General features: G+C 40.4%; 16 protein-coding genes. 10 read left to right on the forward strand and 6 right to left on the reverse strand.

Annotated elements, in window-relative coordinates; all coding sequences use genetic code 11:
* Positions 1 to 84: 84 nt before the first annotated feature.
* From AACZ87_RS02500 to AACZ87_RS02520, 5 genes are all read right to left on the reverse strand, one after another.
* On the reverse strand, positions 85 to 2,190 hold the full coding sequence (locus tag AACZ87_RS02500; RefSeq protein ID WP_339864530.1) for a M28 family peptidase: 2,106 nt from the start codon (positions 2,188 to 2,190) through the stop codon (positions 85 to 87).
* Between the two features lie 2 nt (positions 2,191 to 2,192).
* A complete protein-coding gene (locus AACZ87_RS02505) occupies positions 2,193 to 3,362 on the reverse strand; it encodes a C40 family peptidase (protein WP_339864532.1) in 1,170 nt (389 codons plus the stop codon).
* Positions 3,363 to 3,446: 84 nt separating this feature from the next.
* A complete protein-coding gene (locus tag AACZ87_RS02510; protein ID WP_339864534.1) occupies positions 3,447 to 4,748 on the reverse strand; it encodes an amidohydrolase family protein in 1,302 nt (433 codons plus the stop codon).
* Positions 4,749 to 4,768: 20 nt separating this feature from the next.
* Positions 4,769 to 6,154 carry an amidohydrolase family protein gene (locus AACZ87_RS02515; protein WP_339864536.1) on the reverse strand — a complete coding sequence of 462 codons (1,386 nt, stop codon included), beginning with the start codon at positions 6,152 to 6,154 and terminating at the stop codon, positions 4,769 to 4,771.
* A 4-nt stretch (positions 6,155 to 6,158) separates the two neighbouring features.
* The gene (locus AACZ87_RS02520) at positions 6,159 to 7,850 is read right to left on the reverse strand and encodes an amidohydrolase family protein (RefSeq protein ID WP_339864538.1); all 1,692 of its coding nucleotides are present in this window, start codon (positions 7,848 to 7,850) and stop codon (positions 6,159 to 6,161) included.
* Positions 7,851 to 8,170: 320 nt separating this feature from the next.
* Between AACZ87_RS02520 and AACZ87_RS02525 the strand changes: the two genes are divergently transcribed.
* The 5 genes from AACZ87_RS02525 to AACZ87_RS02545 are packed head-to-tail and all read left to right on the forward strand — an operon-like array spanning position 8,171 to position 13,958.
* Positions 8,171 to 8,533 carry a response regulator transcription factor gene (locus AACZ87_RS02525; RefSeq protein WP_339864539.1) on the forward strand — a complete coding sequence of 121 codons (363 nt, stop codon included), beginning with the start codon at positions 8,171 to 8,173 and terminating at the stop codon, positions 8,531 to 8,533.
* A gap of 5 nt (positions 8,534 to 8,538) precedes the next feature.
* Positions 8,539 to 10,089, forward strand: coding sequence for a hypothetical protein (locus AACZ87_RS02530; protein ID WP_339864540.1), 1,551 nt, complete (start codon positions 8,539 to 8,541; stop codon positions 10,087 to 10,089).
* Positions 10,090 to 10,108: 19 nt separating this feature from the next.
* A complete protein-coding gene (locus AACZ87_RS02535; RefSeq protein ID WP_339864542.1) occupies positions 10,109 to 11,545 on the forward strand; it encodes a glycosyltransferase family 2 protein in 1,437 nt (478 codons plus the stop codon).
* 2 nt (positions 11,546 to 11,547) lie between these two features.
* Positions 11,548 to 12,777, forward strand: a complete 1,230-nt coding sequence (locus AACZ87_RS02540) for a YaiO family outer membrane beta-barrel protein (RefSeq protein ID WP_339864544.1) — start codon at positions 11,548 to 11,550, stop codon at positions 12,775 to 12,777.
* Entirely contained in the window at positions 12,777 to 13,958 is a 1,182-nt protein-coding gene (locus AACZ87_RS02545) for a hypothetical protein (protein WP_339864545.1), read from the forward strand. Before AACZ87_RS02540 ends, AACZ87_RS02545 begins: the two co-directional genes overlap by 1 nt.
* Before the next feature lie 13 nt (positions 13,959 to 13,971).
* On the opposite strand, the gene AACZ87_RS02550 is transcribed toward AACZ87_RS02545, so the two are convergent.
* A complete protein-coding gene (locus AACZ87_RS02550; RefSeq protein ID WP_339864546.1) occupies positions 13,972 to 15,975 on the reverse strand; it encodes an LTA synthase family protein in 2,004 nt (667 codons plus the stop codon).
* An 80-nt stretch (positions 15,976 to 16,055) separates the two neighbouring features.
* Between AACZ87_RS02550 and AACZ87_RS02555 the strand changes: the two genes are divergently transcribed.
* From AACZ87_RS02555 to AACZ87_RS02575, 5 genes are all read left to right on the forward strand, one after another.
* A complete protein-coding gene (locus AACZ87_RS02555) occupies positions 16,056 to 16,598 on the forward strand; it encodes a methyltransferase (RefSeq protein ID WP_339864547.1) in 543 nt (180 codons plus the stop codon).
* A 9-nt stretch (positions 16,599 to 16,607) separates the two neighbouring features.
* Complete coding sequence (locus tag AACZ87_RS02560) at positions 16,608 to 16,847, forward strand: DUF3253 domain-containing protein (protein WP_339864548.1); 240 nt, start codon at positions 16,608 to 16,610, stop codon at positions 16,845 to 16,847.
* 36 nt (positions 16,848 to 16,883) lie between these two features.
* Positions 16,884 to 17,462, forward strand: a complete 579-nt coding sequence (gene msrA, locus AACZ87_RS02565) for a peptide-methionine (S)-S-oxide reductase MsrA (protein ID WP_339864550.1) — start codon at positions 16,884 to 16,886, stop codon at positions 17,460 to 17,462.
* Positions 17,463 to 17,500: 38 nt separating this feature from the next.
* Positions 17,501 to 19,168, forward strand: a complete 1,668-nt coding sequence (locus tag AACZ87_RS02570; protein WP_339864552.1) for a hypothetical protein — start codon at positions 17,501 to 17,503, stop codon at positions 19,166 to 19,168.
* Positions 19,169 to 19,230: 62 nt separating this feature from the next.
* On the forward strand, positions 19,231 to 19,575 hold the full coding sequence (locus AACZ87_RS02575) for a hypothetical protein (protein ID WP_339864554.1): 345 nt from the start codon (positions 19,231 to 19,233) through the stop codon (positions 19,573 to 19,575).
* The last annotated feature ends 164 nt before the right edge of the window (positions 19,576 to 19,739 follow it).

Here is a 19,739-nt window from a genome sequence, read left to right on the forward strand (position 1 = left end):
ATTGAATAGAAAAGGCTATTTTAAATTATGAAAATCAATATGAGACAGCCTCTTTCTTATGTCTTGACTGTTCTGTCTAAAATCTCATTTCAAACTCTTCGTCATCTTCTCCACTTTCTTACTTAAGTGCAAAATGGCTTTAGCATAGCGGGTGTCCCATTCTTCCAGACGTTCAGTTGAATTAGTCTCAACCTCGTATTTGATGCCAGGCAAAATCCAAGAAGCATAGCCTGAAAATGGATCTGTACTTACGTAAAGTGATCTGTACCAGCTACCGAAATACATTCCTTTGGGATCGATCCAGCTTTTCTCTAGGCTAATCAGTTCCTTATTCAACGTTGAGATTTGCTTTTCAGAAAGATTTCCTGAATCCAAAGCCTTATTCATCGCCTTTTCATAGTCCTTTGAACTTGAGCTTAATTCTTTAATAGCTTTATCAACTTGGTCGAAGGAAATGAAAGAAGTGTCAATTTCTTTTACAGAATTAACAGCATTATCGAAATGCAGTCTCAAATCCTGCGCATATCGAGGCACATCGTAAGGGATGATGGTAGCATTTGCCAGTCTCAAGGTCAGGACTCCAATCACAGAAGCAACTGTTCCACCCATTTTGAAGGTAGGATCAACGAACTTGCTGTAGTAGTGGAAGTTATCATAGTTGGAATGATAGGCTGATGTGCCACCAGATCCTCCACTCATGCTAGGTACGCCAGCATACATATAGAAGGCAATATGATCCGATCCGCCACCTAGATTACCTATTCTTGGTTCCTCATTTTTTCCTGCCCAGACCTCAAAAACTGTCTTGGAGGAATCAGGATAAGCCACTTCCTTAGTAGCTTCAATAATTAGATTTTTCAGGGTAGGAGCCGCAGAGATTCCAAAGTTTCTCCCCGAAACAGCCCCGTCAAAGTTCATATAAATAACTGCCTTTGCACCCAGCTCATCTTTGAATTGCTCCACCCATTCGGTAGAACCGATGACACCTTGTTCCTCAGCGTCCCAGTGCCCAATCAAAATCGATCTCTTAGGTCGCTCACCATTTTTGATTAATTCACCCATAGCTTCCGCCAAAGTCAACATCATCGCAGTGCCTGAATTTGGGTCGGTGGCGCCAAAGCTCCATGCATCGTAGTGAGAGCCAAGAATAATCCATTCGTCAGGATATTCGCTTCCTTCGAATTTACCTACAATATTATTTGCTCTGATGTAGTCTACAGGTTGCTCTACTTTTACACGAACTTTCAGGTCTGATCCTCCAGTTATCTTGTATTCAAAAGGTAATCCACCTTGCCATCCTTCTGGAACTGCAGATCCTTTCATTCTGCTCAAAATCTCCTTTGCGGCACCATAACCAATAGGGGAAACTGGAATCGTGTGGAAAGGCACATCTTTTGGATCCAGCCTTTTCACCTTTTTATCTCCGTCCAAAGGAAGGGCTGGCTCAAAAGGAGTCAATGGATCTCCGGTATAGTCTAAAGTCAATAAAGAGCCACGCTGTATAGTGGTTTCGTTATAAAACGGACCGTCTGGATACACATCTCCTTTACCAAATCCTGAGTCTTTTGGATCAGTGAAAATGATCAAAGCCGCAGCTCCATATTGCTCCGCAAATTTTGCTTTGAAACCTCTAAAATTTCCTCCATAACGAGCGATGACCACTTTTCCTTTCAGGTCAACACCCATTTCGGCCAGTTTTTCGAAGTCAGCTTTGACTCCATAATTAGCATAAACCACCTCAGCGGTCACATCTCCTGAACCAGAGTAGGCATTAAATCCCTTGTAGAGCCTTGGGTCTGTAGAAAAGGGATCACCTTCGATGGGACCTTCCTGTTGTGACAAGGTGATTTTATCCGGGGTAATAATCTCCAAAAGTGACTCTCCCGGGTGATTTGGCAAATACACATCATATGGGTAGGAGGTTACATCCATTCCTGCATCAGACATCACCTTGGTCATGTATGCTGCTACGGCTTCATTTTCCGGTGTGCCGGCAATGTGAGGTGCTTTGGTAAGCTCTTTTAAGTGAACTTTAAACCGATCAAAGTTGACTGCTTTCAAATAGTCCTGTTCTATGGATTTCTCCTTGGAAATATCAGCAGGAAGGAAGCCAGTAACTTGCTGGGCATTAGCAGAAAGACCTAAGGCGAATGCGAGAGTAAAGCCGAAAAAGGATTTGTTTATTGACATGATTAGTTGTTAGTTAAAAGCTCAGAAACAGACAATACATGTTCTGAAGGTACATTTACAATTCTTTTTGTCCTCAAATACCTGCCTAGTTCATACTCATCGTAATTAGGGTTTTCTGGGTCAAAGCTTGAGATTCTCACCAAGCCGCGAGAATGTATAAACTCGCCATTTCCTATCCACATACCCACATGGACTACGCGTTCTTTTTTCTCTGGAGTGCCTTTTACTCCGAAAAATAGTAGATCACCAACTTGAAGTTTATCCCAATTTTTATCCGCATCGACTAGTTCACCTTCGTTGATTTGCTGGGAGGCATCACGGGGAATTATCTGACCATTCAGGTAATAAATGGTTTTGGTAAAACCGCTGCAATCTACACCTTTGATAGATGTGCCACCCCAGAGGTAAGGAGTTCCCATCATTTGCTTTGCTGTTGTAATCAACGCTTCTGGGGAAGTATTTCTTGAGGCAATCCAACTTTGCCAGTCTTGAGCTTCATTTGAAGAAATCCAGCCCTGGCGACCGTCTGGAAGATTGACTTTCAACTGATCTTTAGTTTCTTCCGCTATTGTCAGAATATCACCGGCCACAAGGTCTGATACCATTTCCGATTGATCTTCAGTTTTCCAGACATAGCCAATGAGTGAAGTGAAAACCACTTTCGGCTCTCTAAACCAACGCTCTAATTCTGCCTCAGTCATCAAATGAATCCCGGCTCTATCTACCCAAGAAAGGTAGCCGTCTGGAGTTTGTACTAAGAACCAACCATCGTCTTGTTTTAAAACAGTTAATGGTGTTCCCATCAAAGCTTGAGTCGCGAGCTCGGCGGAGTGCTTTGGATTGCTTCGGATATTAGCTACAGAGATGGTGACCAAAGCTTTGGTTTTATCGCCCAGAGCTGCATCAGGTAATATTGAAACAGCATCTGTAAAGTTAATCTCCTGAGACTTGAGTTCGTCGATTAAAGCGTCTAATGCCTCAGGTTGATCAGTTTCTCCCTTCAGGGAATCGTTTTCAAATCTCAGGTCCCAGAGCGCAACTCGTTTGTCAGGGGCGACTTCGGCTCGCTTCTCTTCTATGAGATTATTTACCTCTTCGCTATTATCCTTGCTGGCGCAGGAAAAAAGGACGGTAATCAGGGATGCTAGTATTGGGATATATATTCTTTGCATAACAAGGGCAAAATAAAAGAAAACCACAAGCAAAGCCCAATAGTTGAACTCTCCTTGTGGTTTAAATTGATTAAAATCTTCCGATTAATTCATTTTCAATCCAGGAGAACGATCTAAGAACTCTTGGTATAGTCTGATTTGACGGTTAGAAAGTGGCATTCGGTAGCCATCGATAAACACGTGCATGATATTGGTTTTGGTCTCGAAAGGATCACCATCAGCCACGATCAAGTTGGCAACTTTGTCTGCTTCTACAGAACCATATTGATCTGCTAAGCCGAATATCTCAGCAGGATTGATGGTAACAGCTTTCCAAGCTTCTTCTTTTCCCATGCCATAAGCAGCGGCAAAAGCAGCGAAGAAAGGCAAGTTTCTTACATTCTCCTGTCCGTTTGTTCTGATGGCTACTTTCACACCTGCTTTAGCCATTTTACCGGCATTGGCATAAGGCGCATCATAACGATCTGAATCTCGGGTAGGCAATGCTTGGATTGGACCGGTAAGCACTGGGATTCCTGCTTCGGCGATTTCGTCCGCAACTCTCCAGCCTTCAGATACGCCTGTGAATATCACTTTGGCATCTTTTCCTTCCAACCATTTGATAGCGGCCTGAATGTCAGAGGCAGCATTTACTTCAATCAATAGCGGAAGTTCTCCCGTAGTTGCTTTTGCAAATTGCTCCATCTCTGGATAGTATTCCAATTCTGCACCATCTGCTGCCATAGAAGCGTAGCTTTTTGCGTTATCCCAAAGATCATTTGCCTCTTTAAGAGCTTTCTCATTTGCTTTTTTGATCTCATCATCAGACCTGCGGTCAAATCTACCTCTGCGTCCAGAGCTAGGGAAGTTCATCACTATCCCTTTAAATCCGGCGTACATTTGATCTGGAGTGTAGCCATTTAGGTTAATCAAAGCGGCTGTACCTGGGAATAATCCACCTGCAGGAACTGTAAGTACAGTCGTAACTCCAGAAACTCTAGTCACAGGAATTGCAACAGAATTTGGATTTACAGCGGTCAATGCCTGCATATTTGGAGAGAAATTTCCTATTTCAGCGTAATCAACAGTCTCCGGTACAGAACTTACTTCTACCAAACCAAGTTTGGTACCGCTATCAATCATGCCTGGGTAGATAAATTTCCCAGTACAATCAATCACTTCAGCATCCGAAGCTGAGATATTAGCTCCAATTTCCTTGATTTTTCCATCTTCTACCAATACAGAGGTATTGTTCAGTACACCTTTAGTAATTGTAACTACCGTAGCATTTTGCAACAAGAACTTGCCTGGTCTTGGTTTGATAAATTCCCCGTCAATCTGAGCCATGGCCATCATAGGCAACAAGGCAAGAAGGAAGGCGAAAAAGGTTTTATTTAGTCTTTTCATGTCTTCTTTGATTACGGTGATTATTGATTTAAAAGGAAAAGTGATTCAGTAGTCTCGAAAAGACTCTCTGTATCCTGCATACACCTGCTGTCGTGTCCTTCGTAGATCATGACAGGTTCCACCATCTCTGTTGGGCTCACTTTCATTCGCTGATCATCCGCATCTTCTTTGATATCGAAGTATTTTACACCATCGACAAAAGTCATCTGAGGAATGGCGTAAGAGGAGAGTGGGTGCCCTTCAAAGATTACCAAATCAGCCTGCTTTCCTTCTTCAATAGAACCAACCTTATCTGAAATCCCTAATTGCTTCGCTGGATTAATTGTGATCATAGAAAGAGCCTGCTCATCTGTCATTCCACCATAGCGCTGAGTTTTTGCAGCTTCATGATATAAGTGACGGATCAATTCAGCATCATCAGAATTGATCGAAGTGATCGCTCCATTTTCTGTCAAGATTGCTGCATTGTAAGCAGTGGAGTAGTACACTTCAAATTTGTATGCCCACCAATCTGCGAAAACTGAAGCTCCCATGGTATATTCCGCAATTTCTGGAGCCACTTTGAAGCCTTCGTTGGTATGCTGGAATACCAGCTTAGTAATCCCAAAGTCTCTGGCGACATTGATCAACATGTAGATCTCATCGGCACGATAGGAGTGACAGTGAATGATGATCTTTCCATCCAAGATATCGGCTAGCGTTTGAAGTCTTTCGTTGTGGACTGGAGGCATTGCAGTGCTTCCTTTCTGGGAAGATGCTGAATTGTAAGCAGCCCAAGCTTTTTTGTACTGAATTGCTTCATTGAACCCATTACGAAGAATCGCTTCTACTCCCATTCTTGTACGTGGTTGGATACCATTTCCTCTTCCGTGAACTCGAGTGGGATTTTCGCCCAAAGCGAATTTGATCGTGCGAGGTGCGTCCTGCATGATAATATCAGCTGGATCTGTAGATCCCCATCTGTGTTTCAAGGTAGCATTCTGGCCACCAATTACATTAGCTGATCCGTGCATTGCGTGTGAGATTGTGACCCCACCGGCAAGGGCGCGATAAATTCCAACTTCAAATGGATTTACCATATCCTTCATTCTCACTTCGGCAACGATAGGTGAAGTAGCTTCATTGACTACATCAAGTCCCAAATGTGAGTGAGCGTCAATAATACCTGGCATCAGGTATTTTCCGCTGGCATCTATAGTTGTTACTCCATTAGGAGCATTTAGATTTTGGCCCACCTTTTTGATGATACCATCTTGAACAAGAACATCTGAATTTTCCAGAGTTCCTTTTGTCACTGTGAGAACTGTGGCGTTCTTTATCAATACACTGCCTGTTTTTACTTGGGCTGATGCAAACTGAATACTCAGACCCAACAGAGCGGCAAGAAAATAAGTTACTTTTTTCATGTCTTTACTTGTTAGCGATTAGAGTTGGATTGAGTGTGCCTTCGAATGGAAAAGATCCGAATTCGCCTACGTTCATCGTGCCATTAAAAGTATCTGCGTCTACATCTCCAGAAACTTCTACTAAGATTTGCATCCCGCCCGCAGTGACATCAAATGAGAATGATAACCTCTTGCCATCCAACACTACATTTTTGATTGGAGAAGTCATTTTTCCAGAACCATCAGGATCATCGTAAGAGATGGTTCCTGTGTAATCTGTGCCATCCTTTTTTATCGAAAGTATTCCTCCGGAAGAACCGGCTGGACTTTCAGAAGTATAATCCCAATTTCCTTCAATTTTCACTTCTCCATCACCGCCCTTAGCCGCTTTTTTCTTCGCTTTGGTCTCGTAATCAAATAGATATCCGTCTACTACCATATGTTTGATTTGCGAATCTTCTGCGAAAAGAGAATCTGTACTCAGAATCATATTTGCCATTTTGCCTTTTTCTATGGATCCAGCGACTTTGCTAAGTCCCAAGATTGAAGCAGAATTGGTAGTGAGTGCAGCAAGTGCAGCTTTTTCTGAGAGACCATGCTTGATCATCGCTTGAAGTGCCTTCATGATATCACCTGATTTCACTCCAGCAGTGGTAAAGGCAAAAGGAATCCCGGCAGCTTCTAGCTTACTAGCTTGCGCAATTGCAGCATCGTAGGCTTTCTTTACGCGCTCATTCAACACTTTTACCTCATCCTCAGCATCATCCTTCTGAGCTTTGATAGCTTTATCATCTGGAATATCCAGTTTCACAAGTACGCTGGCACCTGAGGCTTTGATTTCATCTATTACGCCTTCGTAATCTTCCAAGCCAGTTAATACCAGTTTGAATCCCTTTTCTTTTTGAAGGCTGATAGCCCTTCTAATTTCAAGTTCTGATGAAGTAGAAAACATCACCGGTATCTGACCTGTAGTCACTTCCTGCATTGCGCTATATGTAGGGATAATTTCAGGACGTTTCAGTCCAGCAGCAGATTTGTAGGTTTGAGTTCTCTGTGAAGTGAGCTTAGTGTTGTCGTATATTTCGCGAAACTTTGCCATCACACCTACGGCAGTACCAGGGTACATTCCTCTGGATCCTCTGAAGCTTGCTACCAAGGCGGTGTTTTCCATCAGGAGATTAGTTGAGTTCTCTTCTCCTAAAAGCACTACTGCAGCTTTTCCTGCAATCATTCCACCATCAGGCATAATCTGAGCGATGGTAAATCCTGCTTTTCTCAGGTCAGCTACTTTGTTGTCTTTACTTGAATACTGATCTAAAGCAGATCTCCAAGGAGTGATACCGGCGATTTCATCAGGAGGATTTGAAGAGACAAAGTCCTCTGGTCTATCTGGATCCTTCGGCTTGGTGATGCCAACATCACTAGCAGCATCAATAAAACCTGGATAGATAAATAAAGAATCTCCGGCTATTGTTTTTGTTTCTTTTGGTAAGCTAATATTACTTCCAACGCCAAGGATTAATCCATCCTTGATCAGGACAGTAGCTTTTACTCCAGACTGTCCCGGAGCTGTGAAAACAGTCGCATTCGTGATTGCATAAGTGTCAGTGATTCGTTTCTTCCCAGATGGATCGCTTTGCGCAAATGCTACCGAGGAAGAAAGCCATCCTGCAACCAACAAGCAAAAAGCACCTGCATGCAGTAGTTCTTTTTTCATATAATTTAATTGGTTTTGTTTTAAGGATTTGAGGCTAAGAAACTTAACTAAGGAGGAACCTACTTCGATGTTTTTTATCCTTTTTCCTTTAGGTTGATGGTAATATATATTGAAAGCAAGCTAACAAAAGCGATTTCAGAATCCTTTTGTATTTATTTTTTACAGCTTATTATTTGATCAATGGCAATAATTTTGATTTGAAATGCTCTTTAAATTCTGTAAGATTCTCCTGCCTGGATATAAAATTATTTGATTGGTAAATTACGTATGGTTTTACACTTATGATATTATCTTTGGAGGTAGACTCACCCACCCGAAGAATGAAAAAAATCCTGATTATCGAGGATGATTTGCTTATTTCTAGCCTTGTACAATTCCGCCTGAAGAAGGACGGTTATGCTACTGTATTGGTAAAAGATGGGAATGCAGGCATTATAGCGATTGATTCAGAATCCCCTGATTTGATTATTACTGATGTCATGATTCCTTTTAAGAACGGGATTGAAATCATACATCACGCTAGGAATACGATGCCCAATGTCCCTATAATAGTCCTGAGCTCCCTAGGAGAGGAAGAGAAAATAGTTTTAGAAGCCTTTAATTTAGGTGTAGCAGACTTTATCCCTAAGCCTTTTAATCCAAATGAGTTGGCGATCCGCGTAAAACGCATCCTCAGACCTTAAATGTCATGAAAGTTAAAAACGCAGTTTCTTACGTGTTTTTATTTTTTCTGATATTCAAGACAGGGGCTGTTTTGGGTCAGGAGGAGAAGATTTTTAGTGATTCCATTTCTTTCGTTAATTTCTTAAAAAATCAAGGTGAGATCCCTGGTTTGAGCTACCGCTTGGTTGATTCGTTTCAAGTGGCAAATTTGGATACCACAGGGCTTGGTGCTCAGGAACTTGATTTACAATCAAGATTTGATAGCACCCTCTTGATGAAGAACACTTTGTTAGCTTCAGATTTGGAGGTCCAATATCTTATCTATAATGATCCGTATACTTTTGAAGCTACTCAGGAGTATGTCTCTAACCTTCTTCGAAACGGAGACATAGAGCCAGCTACAACAGATTTCTCTTCGGGAAAAGATCTAATTTCCCTCGCAAGTAGAGTAAGGTATACGCCTAAACTCTACGGACCAAATGCCTATTTCGGTGATCTCAAGATTTTTGCGGTATCCATCATCATTGCAACATTTTTCATTTTCGCTTTCTCCATGATTCTCTTTATGATCATTTTCAAAGCGAGAAGAAATAGAAAGGAAATGCTTCTCCAGACACATGATGAAGAAGTGGTAATTCCACTTTCGGAAATCCTATTTGAGAAAACGCTGGAAGAAATTGAGTCATTGACGAGTGAGGAGCTTTACCTAAGTTTTCCTGAAAAACAGCTAAAAAAGCCTCTTTATAGACAAGTGCTTGTTGAAAGAATTTTGGCCCTGAACAAAAAAATGAAGGGTGACTTTAAATTGAAGTTGAAGGCACTTTATAAAAGATTGGAATTGGATAAAGCAACCGTAGAAAAATTGAATAGTTCGAAATGGGACACGGTTGTTACCGGATTGGTAGAAGTGAATGAAATGGATTTGACTGAAACGCTGAAGGTTGTTAAAAAGCTTATCAACTCACCTAATTTTCAAATCCGATCTCAGGCTGTTGCCACTTTACTTACACTTTCAGAAAATGAGGATCTTGCTTTTCTACGTGATCAGGCCTTTCCTTTATCTCGGTGGCAACAAATGAACTATCTAAGGATAATAAAGTATTTGCATTCTTCCCGTACGCTCCAAATTGAGAACTTATTTGACTCTAACAATCAAAGTATCCGCCTATTTGGCTATAAACTAGTACGGGTGATCGGCAGGGTGGACCTCTTGACTATTTTGGAAGAAAAGTTTTATTCTGTCGCTGATGAGGAGAAAATGGAGATTATTAAAACCTTCGAATATTTAGGTGTGCCTGCTCATACTGAGTTAGTAAACGGTAGTCTCAAATCTGACAACATTGAATTAGTGACCATGGCTGCAAAAGCAGTCGGAGTAATAGGTGATGCTACCTCTATTAAGATTATTTGTGAGTTGCTAAAGAGTGAACCTGGTTTCAAACTTCAAATGACGTTGTTGAGAAGTTTACAAAGTCTAGATAGCACCCAATACAACCAATTTGTGCAAGACAACTCTTTTGAAGGCTTGCAAAGAATTAATCTACACCTTTCAGATCCCCTCTTACAAGATGTATAGTTTCTTATTCTATCTTATCATGGAGATTTTAGGTGGGATATTTTTGGTCCTGAGCTTCTCTGTAATCTTAATCTATTTGTTGATTATGATCTTAAGTGCATTGGAAATGCGTGATCATAGGAGAAAAAATAGGTTTGCTGATTATCAGGATATCATTACTTCTCCGATTGCTCCTGGAGTTTCTATTCTAGCACCAGCTTACAATGAAGGCGAGACGATTGTGCAGAATGTAAAAAGTTTGCTTTCCCTGCATTATGGAAAATTTGAAGTAATTGTCATCAATGATGGCTCAAAAGATGACACCTTGAATAAACTCATTTCGGCTTTTGAAATGGAGGTCACAGATTTTGCTTACTTCGAGGAAATTGATGCTGAGCCTGTGCGGGGAATTTATAAGTCCAGAAACAGGTCTTACAATAGGCTGATAGTAATTGATAAAGAAAATGGTGGAAAGGCGGATGCTTTGAATGCGGGAATCAATGTTTCTTCCAAGGAACTATTGGCTTGTATTGATGTGGATTGCATCCTTTCCAATGAATCTATTACGAGAATGGTCCGTCCATTTATGGAGGAAACCAACCGTAAAGTTATTGCCGTCGGTGGTGTGATAGGTATTGCAAATAACTGCGACGTTCAGGATGGCACAGTGACCAAGTATCGTGTTCCAACTACGCTACTTGGAAGATTTCAGGTGATAGAGTATTGCCGGGCATTCCTGATGGGTAGAATGGCGTGGACCAGATTGAATGGGTTGATGCTTATTTCTGGAGCCTTTGGTTTTTTCAAGCGTGACTTGGTAGTGGAAGTAGGAGGGTATTTCCCGAAAACTGTGGGAGAGGATATGGAGCTGGTTGTTAGAATGCGACGCTATATGGAGGAAAGAAATATCCCTTATAAAGTAAGTTTTGTGCCCGATCCGCTATGCTGGACTGAGGTGCCTGAGCGGGAAGATATTCTTTCTAGACAACGTAATCGCTGGATTCGAGGAACTATAGAAACACTTCAACTTCACCGTGTAATTCGGCTAAACCCTAGCTATGGGATAATGGGTGTTTTATCTTATCCTTACTGGAATGTATTTGAGAAAATGGCACCTGTGCTTGAGCTTCTGGGGCTCATTTATACGCTTGTGTTGATCATTATTGGTGATTTTTCTGCATTCTATTTCATTGCTCTGTTTGTTGTGTTATACTTATTGTCAATCTTGGTATCCTCATTCAGCATCCTATATGAGCAGATTTCTTACAATAATTATAAGGATAGGAAAGACCTCAATAAGCTTCTAATGACAGTTTTCTTGGAGCCTATATTGATTCATCCTAAGATCGTTTATTGGGGCTTGGGGGGGCATTGGGACTTTATCAAAGGTAAAGGTGGTTGGGGAAATATGATCCGTGCTGGCTTCAAGAAGTCAGAGGACAAAAAAAATATGGAGCCAAATACTGTGAATTCATGATCATGAAAAAAGCATTTGTTTTTCTGGTACTTACCATGGCATTTTCCTATGGTTTGAAAGCTCAAGATTCATTCGACCCGGATGTTTTGCTAGGTGATGCGAGGACATTAATCCTGGATGGAAAGTATATAGAGGGAAGAAAAATAGCTTTTAGAGCGCTTTCTCAATATCCAGATTATGCGGATATTTTAATTTTAGTAGGTAGGAGTTATGCTTGGGAAGGCAAAAATGATTCTGCCTCTATTTATCTGGAAAGAGCCATAATTGCTTCTCCGGGATATGTAGATGGATATTCAGCTTACTTGGATAATTTATCCTGGGCTGAGCAATACGCACAGGCGGATGTGGTCTTGGCAAAAGCTAAAGATAACCTGGGAACGCCACTACCAAATGAATTGCGATACAAGGAATCTAGGCTACTTTATTACAAAGAAGAATACACTGAAGCCTATCAGATAGCTGAAGATCTTTTCGAGAAAAAATACAAAAATGAGGATTTGCTAGACTACATGCAGACCTTGCAAAGACTTAGGAGGAATAATGCTGTAGGTGTTACCTATGACTACGATAGTTTTCAAGGAGATATTTCGCCATGGAATACCTTTTCTTTGTATGGCCGAACGAGAACCAAATTAACAGGAACGTTGATAGCCAGAGTGACCCAATCTTCTCGCTATGATGCCAATGGAACGCTTTTCGAGCTTGATGCATATCCATCTCTAGGCAAAAAAGCATATGCTTATGTGAATATTGGTGGTTCTGGAGCTAGCTTCTTTCCTGAGTTCAGATTTGGCACATCCATTTACTTTAATTTACCAAAGGCTTGGGAATTGGAAGGTGGTTTTAGATACCTACAATTCTCAGAAACTACTTATATCTACACTACTTCCCTGGGAAAATACGTAGGTAATTGGTGGTTTAATCTTCGAGGAAATTTGATTCCCGGTACAGGCAATAGCCTAGGAACTTCTGCTAATTTACAGGCAAGGTATTACTTCAAAACCGGAGAGGATTACTTCTCGATACAGTTGAGTACAGGAGTATCTCCTGATGAAGAAACACGTGATCCTACCCAACTTCTAAATTCCTACCGTGCAAGGGTTGGTTATCAGCAGCTGTTAACTTCCCGATTTATGATTTACGGTTTTACCGGCTATAGTAGAGATGAACTTGGGCCAGATAGGTTTAGAAACAATTTGAACTTATCCCTCGGGGCTGAATATAGATTTTGATGAAAAAAATCTTCACTGAAGAATTTAAGGTTTCTTTTGGGCGGCTATTGCCATTCCTTATCATTCTGATTTTTATCCCATTGATTAGCTTTTTGGCTTGGCAAGTATATCCTTCCAAAGAGTTAGGCATTGTGGTCATAGATAAAACTGTTCCGGTAGATTCTTACCAAGAGCATCATGCGCTTTTCTGGGCTTTGGAGCATTTGAAAATCAAAAACAGCGAAGGCGACTATTACAATGAATCAACCGATTATTTTGGCTTCTTTCCAGATAAGACTCCTTCTTTTGGAACTTCAAAAGACCTAAGGGATCTGTCTAAAGATGAGATACTAAAAAGAGCCACGGATCTGGATGTGCTCTATTTTGCAGATACCTATGGTGTTTTCGAAGATGATTTTGCCAAGGTAAATTCTGAGGAGATTTCTAAGAAAATTTATGGAGGGCTGAATCGAGGCGATATCAATTTATTGCGGGCAGCAGCTGAGCAGAAAAAAACGGTAATTGCTGAATTCAACACCATGGCATCACCTACTCCAGTTGGCATCCGAACGGAGTTTGAGAATTTGATGGGGATTAAATGGACAGGGTGGATTGCTAGGTATTTTGATGAGATGGATACAGTGATCAATGCTGATATCCCAAAATGGTTTATTAGACAATATGTAGAGCAACATGAGAATTCATGGGTTCCAGCTGGCCCCGGGATTATTTTTGTCCATGAAAACGGTACTGTAGAAGCTTTTTCAAATGAGCTGGATTATTTTGGAGAAACTCCGAAAATCCGAACGCAAAAAATTAACCAACATGGTTTCAAGCTTCCTGAAATCGTTCCATATCCAGATTGGTTTGATATCGTTCTTATAGAGCGGGACTATCAGGTGATTTCTTATTACGATATCAATCCATCTGAGTCAGGAAAGGAAAAACTAAGAAGTATGGGATTGCCTCGGTTTTTTCCTGCAGCTGTGATGAAAGATGTGGGTGCTGGACAATATTATTACTTCTCTGGTGACTTTTCGGACATGGTGAATTCTACCGGATCTCCCCGATTCTTTGGATTACCTACGCTTTGGAGAGGGTTTCATATTGTCACTGATTTTACGGATAGGGAAAGCTTCTACTGGAATTATTTTTATCCGCTACTTTCTCAGGTTTTGGCAAGAAATCCTGCTGAGAAATAAGTCTAAGTGATTGTTATTCAACAGGAAGTAATTTTCGTGTCTGTATAGTGTAATTGTTTTTGTTCTTGAAATCTTCGAATTCCCCAGTCAATTTGTTCCTTAAATTTTGATCTTCCACAGGATCTATATTTAGGTTGTCTGTAATTACAAATAGCTGATCATCTGAAAGGAAATATTCCCCATTGATGTATTCCATCAATTGATTTTTATTTCGCATCAGCGGCATTGCAATCTTTGACTGGAATACGCGGGAAGTATCAAGAACTTGTCCCATCCAAATCTCCTGCTCTGGGAGCTGAATCCCTACCTGAGCATTTAAAAACGCCAAAATAGAAGGCGTAATTTCAAAGTGACTAATCATTCCTTTGAAATAGGAAGGCCGATTAATCAAAGGGGAATAGATGATCAAAGGAACATGAAATCTATCGAGTCTGGATGCCATAGGAATATCGGGCAAGCGATGGTCACCTGTAAAGACGAAGATAGTATTGGCGAATTCAGGTTTCTGGCTGTAAGTAGTAATGAAATCCTTTACCGCATCATCAGCATATAGAATTGTCATGTAAACATCCTGATACTCCCTGTATTCAGACTTTTTGTCTTCTGAGATGTTTAGATAATTTGACAAGTGATCCTCAAATTTTGCGGAATAATAAGCTCTCTCAGGTACCAAATAAGGATCATGCGATGTAATGGTTTGGAAAATGCCAAGTTGCGGATTTCCATCACTTTTTGGAAAGAAGGAAAGACCATTACTAAAAATCTCTTTATCTCCATAGCCCCAAGTGAAACCATTAGCAGGAGGCATTTTCTTATATTTTGGATCAAAGCGGGTAATATCGATCAATTGTGAAACACCTGCATATCGAAGGAATTCTTTCTGATGGTCAAAGTTGACATCACTACCAATAAAAAAACTTGACTCATAGCCATTTTCATTCAACACACTTATCAGACTCTCATGGTGTGGAAAATCCTCATATAACTCCTGAAAGCCTCTTTCTCCGTAAGGAAGGCCAGCAAAAACACCTGGCAATACACCGAATGTTCGTCCTGTAGAAGAGATAGCATTAGTCCACACCAGACTATGTGCTTCAAGGGAATCCAGAAATGGTGTGAAGCTCCCAAGGTATGCATCCTTCCCAGAATAGGCTTTCCCCAAACTTTCTACTAAAACGAAAACAATGTCAGGCGCGGTGGTAAGACTATCAAAATAAGGGCTCAGAACATCTGGATACTCTGCCGTATGTAGAAAAGGATAGCTTTGATCTAGATATTCTTTCTTCACAAACAGGTTATCAGTAAGAGACCTTAGGTAAAAATCGAAATAGTATTCATTTTCATACATGAAATAATCGAAGGTTTGTTCAGAAAGATACTTCGACTTATTCAGCTCAATATTCGCTCTGGTCTCATCCAGTTTGTCAGGATTCCCAAATGGGAAAATATAGAGTAGGATCAAAAACCAATACATAGCAATAGTAAAGATCATTGATGTCTTTGTGCTGAAAATCAGGTATTTATTACTTAAATTAAATAGTACAAAAATCAATGCGCTCAATAGAACGCCACCTCCAATACTGAATACGTTCAGCTGTCCAGAGGATCTTATTGTAAGTAGAATATCGTCTAGATTATAGGCAAAGAGATCTTTTCCTAGAGGCAAGAGTGTCTGGAGGAAGTAGAAAATCAAGGCAGTTTGGATCAGTAGTGCTATTACAAGCCATACCTGAGTAAATCGCTTAGCAAAGCGAGTTGAAAACAGACTATTTATCACATGAAAAATAAATAGTAAGCCCAGGAAATACATTATCCAATGCAAATCCTCAAACAAACTATAGCCAATTACCTCTCGGAAAGTGATGCGTATTGCATGAGAATTGAAGATTAATACCAATTCCAATAGTCTTAATAGAACTATTAAGAGCGAGAAAATCAGGGACATACTCCAAAAATCGCTAAGAGTAGTTTGAATTTTTGCAGGAAGGGTTGATCGAATTTCAGCCTTTTGGGCCATATTTGTGCGTTAACTTTTTGGGTGAAGACTGAAAAGATAGGGCAAAATCAGGTATCTTCAAGGGGAGAATCAAATATAATATGGGTAAATCGGATTTGTTGTTGGAGTTGTACTCTAATCTTGGTACTACTGGAGCTGTGGCATTCAGTTCAAAGACATTAGTAAAAAAAATGCTTACTCATGTTGATTTCAAGGGAGCCAAGTTAATTATTGAATTAGGAGGTGGAGATGGAAGTATCACCAAAGGAATTGTAGAAAAATTAAGTCCTGATTCTGAACTGCTTGTTTTTGAAATTAGTAAGTCATTTTGCAAATCCATGGAAAAACAGTTCCCTCAAAAAAATGTCATAATAATAAACGATTCAGCTGAAAATATAGGGGAGTATTTGCATGGTAGAAAAGCTGATTATGTGCTTTCCAGTTTGCCCTTTAGTTTTTTTGCTCCAGAATTAAGAGATCAGATCCTTTCTCAAAGTAAATCGGCTCTTACTCAAAGTGGATTTTTTATTCAAGGGTGCTATTCGTATTTGCTGAAAAATTTATTCAAAAAGCATTTTGGTAAAGTGAATACCAGTTTTACATTGAAAAATCTTCCACCAGCATTTGTGATGGTTTGTAATTAACGCTTTACTATGGAAGTTCTCAGAACAGCCATATTGGATATGCTCAGGAGAAAAAAGGAGTCTATTTTCAGCTCTTCTGAGGTTGTAAAACAAATGTACCCTGAGGACTGGGATCAATTTTTACCGGAAATCAATAAGGAAGCGATGGCATTGCATAGGGAAGGACTTCTTATTGTTTGCGATGCTGAGAAATATACAGAGGCTGATTTGAGAACTGAAGTTGAGCTAAAAATATCGCGCATTAAATAATTTTGGGAAGCTTCTCCTTTTACGTCTTCCGAAAGAATGAAAAATACATTGAAGCTGCCTACCACAGAAATTGATATCCCCGAAGGCTTGGATGTAGTTACTCTTGGGGCAGGGTGTTTTTGGTGCGTAGAAGCAGTATTTCAAATGCTGAAAGGAGTTCATAAGGTAGTTTCAGGCTATTCTGGTGGGATAATTGAAAATCCATCTTACACATCCATTTGCAGCGGAACTACTGGACATGCAGAGGTAATTCAAGTTTATTATGATCCTGGAGTAATTAGTCTGGCAGCGCTTTTGGAGATTTTCTGGGCAACACATGACCCTACTACCTTAAACCGTCAAAGAGCAGATATGGGGCCACACTACAGATCCTCTATTTTTTATCATAATGAAAAACAAAGAGATATCTCCTCTGATCTCAAATTAAAATTAAGCCAAGCTTTGCCTGAAAATCAGTCTATACTCACTGAGATCACTGCATTTACAAATTTCTATCAAGCTGAAAATTCTCATCAGGATTATTTCAATCTCAACGGAGGTCAGCCTTACTGCCAGTTTGTAATTATTCCTAAAATTGACCAACTGAAAAAATTCTTTTCAGAGCGCTTAAAATAGTATTTAGTATTTTTGCCTTGCAAAACCCATTTGCATTTATGAAGAGAACCCGAGCACACGAGTCCCGAGCTGCAATCGAACGATTGTACATCACGATGAGACACCTTTTTACCCGCGGTAGCTATAAGCCGATGGGCGTTTCTGGTGAAAGTTTGGTAGACGCACTTCGCGTATTGAGTCCTGAAATCTATGGATTGGTGACGGACAACGAAAAGATCGAATTAGATGGCCTGCTCTATGTGATGGAGCGACTTCCGAGAGGGATAGAAGAATGTAGATTTGTCCGCCTGATCAGTCGTGAGGGCTACGAAACGTCCAAACTGGAGGCTATCGTACCCGCAAAACGTAAGCGGAATTGCTATAGACTGGATGAGCACATCATGTATGTAGAGATGACCCGAGGGCGATCTGATATTTATGATATTTTGACACACCTCACATTCTTATACATAGAGTCCAATAAGATTTACAACAACAGTACCGATCCGAAAGGGAAGATTTCTACCAACTGGCTAATGCTGGAAGAGTTTGTACAGAAAGAAGCAGCGGGAGAGGAGTTTGAGAAAGAAGCCGCCAGCGCTTACTTGAGTCATTTAATTGGAAGAACATTCGAAGAGACGATTCAGGCGGTTGATAAATTTGAGAAAAGTAGTAATTCGAACAGTCTGTTTTCCATTGTCTACCATATGGGTAAACTCGCTCAGGAAGAAGCTACCAAGAATCTAGACCGGGAAATTTCATTTTCCACAACGCTGAGAGAACGCATCGGGCACCACGTATACGGGGAAATGTGGGCAAGGAGAATTAAGATTGCGCTAGATGAGCATGACTTACTAAAGCGGCCAATCCACATTATCTCTGCGAATCTTCACTCAGTAGTGAACACAATCTACGCTCCTCAGTTATTAGGTCTGAAAAACTACGAAGCACTTGAAAAAGTGGTAATGGATATTTCGGTTAAAGCTAAAAATAACAAGGGAGACGCAATTGATAAATATGCCGCAAAGCATGGCTTTATCAATCTTCCAGATGAGTCAGGAACCAATATTGGCGCTCAGATTATTGATACTGCACTATTGGAAAAAGAAGAGTTGATTCCTGGTGTGAAATTACCTGTAGAAAAGGATAAAAGGCCGGTATTCGTAGTGATGGATTATGCCTTTGGAGAACAAGCATATGAATGTTTTGACGAGCTACTTAAGCCTTACGAGAAGGAGGGAAAATCTATTCCTCTTGACGTGGTCTCTACCTCTATCATGGGAAAAGCTGGGATTCTTTACGGTGGAAAAGGAGATCTTATGATTCCAAATGCTCACGTGTTTGAAGGGACAGCGGATAATTACCCATTCAAAAATGAATTGAAGAAAGCTGATTTTGAAGGTTTTGGATTAGGTGTATATGAAGGTCCAATGATCTCGGTATTAGGGACATCACTTCAAAACAAGGATATTCTAACCTACTTTATGCAGTCTTCCTGGAAAGCTGTTGGTCTGGAAATGGAAGGAGCTCACTACCAGAAAGCAATACAATCGGCTTCAAAAATCAGAAGATCAATCCGAACCAATGTAAAAGTGCTTTACGCCTACTACGCTTCAGATAATCCGCTGGAGACTGGAAGTACGCTGGCTTCAGGTGCGTTGGGAATGGAAGGAGTGAGGCCAACTTACTTGATCACCTATAAGATCTTGGAGAAGCTTTTCGGATAGAAATAATAGGCTGGGCTGTAGCGTCCAGCCTTTTTTTTTCGTTTTTTTCCTAAAGGATAATTATGAAATACTATTTAACTCTTTCGATTCTACTTCTCTTTTTACTTCAAGGTTGTCAAGAGGATAATGTACCGCTAAACCATTTAGAATTCTTCTGGGATCAAACGGGTTGTTCTGATCCATGGAAAATAAGCACTAATAACTCTAATGAAGAAATCCTACACGCCGTAGGTGATTACTTGAGTGATCAAGGAGTAAAAGGCGCAAAAGTTTTATCGATTACTAGTGATGGGGTACAGCAAGGATGCTATGCATGTTTTTGTACAACTGGAAATCGTATTCGTGTGACAGTTCCTAAAAATCAGAAAAGTAAGTTGATAGATTTGGGATTTCAGGAATCAAATTAGATTATATGATTATCCGGAATGATGCCAGTCACCTTAGATTCTATACTTGTCAGGTTGGATGACTGAAGTGGCCTCCATTCTTAAGTTTAACAAATCTTACATTGCCTTTGTCTCCTTACAGGTAGAAAAGCGGATATCCATATAGATTAATTTTAAAGAGGATT

The organism is uncultured Algoriphagus sp. (assembly GCF_963974365.1).
GTDB lineage: Bacteria > Bacteroidota > Bacteroidia > Cytophagales > Cyclobacteriaceae > Algoriphagus.

Excerpts from the sequence above, each read along its gene's own strand:
- AACZ87_RS02550 (WP_339864546.1), bottom strand. The coding sequence starts at position 15,975 with ATGGCCCAAAAGGCTGAAATTCGATCAACCCTTCCTGCAAAAATTCAA.
- AACZ87_RS02540 (WP_339864544.1), top strand. The coding sequence starts at position 11,548 with ATGAAAAAAGCATTTGTTTTTCTGGTACTTACCATGGCATTTTCCTAT.
- AACZ87_RS02575 (WP_339864554.1), top strand. The coding sequence starts at position 19,231 with ATGAAATACTATTTAACTCTTTCGATTCTACTTCTCTTTTTACTTCAA.
- AACZ87_RS02515 (WP_339864536.1), bottom strand. The coding sequence starts at position 6,154 with ATGAAAAAAGTAACTTATTTTCTTGCCGCTCTGTTGGGTCTGAGTATT.
- AACZ87_RS02510 (WP_339864534.1), bottom strand. The coding sequence starts at position 4,748 with ATGAAAAGACTAAATAAAACCTTTTTCGCCTTCCTTCTTGCCTTGTTG.
- AACZ87_RS02555 (WP_339864547.1), top strand. The coding sequence starts at position 16,056 with ATGGGTAAATCGGATTTGTTGTTGGAGTTGTACTCTAATCTTGGTACT.
- AACZ87_RS02520 (WP_339864538.1), bottom strand. The coding sequence starts at position 7,850 with ATGAAAAAAGAACTACTGCATGCAGGTGCTTTTTGCTTGTTGGTTGCA.
- msrA (WP_339864550.1), top strand. The coding sequence starts at position 16,884 with ATGAAAAATACATTGAAGCTGCCTACCACAGAAATTGATATCCCCGAA.
- AACZ87_RS02545 (WP_339864545.1), top strand. The coding sequence starts at position 12,777 with ATGAAAAAAATCTTCACTGAAGAATTTAAGGTTTCTTTTGGGCGGCTA.
- AACZ87_RS02500 (WP_339864530.1), bottom strand. The coding sequence starts at position 2,190 with ATGTCAATAAACAAATCCTTTTTCGGCTTTACTCTCGCATTCGCCTTA.
- AACZ87_RS02525 (WP_339864539.1), top strand. The coding sequence starts at position 8,171 with ATGAAAAAAATCCTGATTATCGAGGATGATTTGCTTATTTCTAGCCTT.
- AACZ87_RS02530 (WP_339864540.1), top strand. The coding sequence starts at position 8,539 with ATGAAAGTTAAAAACGCAGTTTCTTACGTGTTTTTATTTTTTCTGATA.
- AACZ87_RS02535 (WP_339864542.1), top strand. The coding sequence starts at position 10,109 with ATGGAGATTTTAGGTGGGATATTTTTGGTCCTGAGCTTCTCTGTAATC.
- AACZ87_RS02505 (WP_339864532.1), bottom strand. The coding sequence starts at position 3,362 with ATGCAAAGAATATATATCCCAATACTAGCATCCCTGATTACCGTCCTT.
- AACZ87_RS02560 (WP_339864548.1), top strand. The coding sequence starts at position 16,608 with ATGGAAGTTCTCAGAACAGCCATATTGGATATGCTCAGGAGAAAAAAG.
- AACZ87_RS02570 (WP_339864552.1), top strand. The coding sequence starts at position 17,501 with ATGAAGAGAACCCGAGCACACGAGTCCCGAGCTGCAATCGAACGATTG.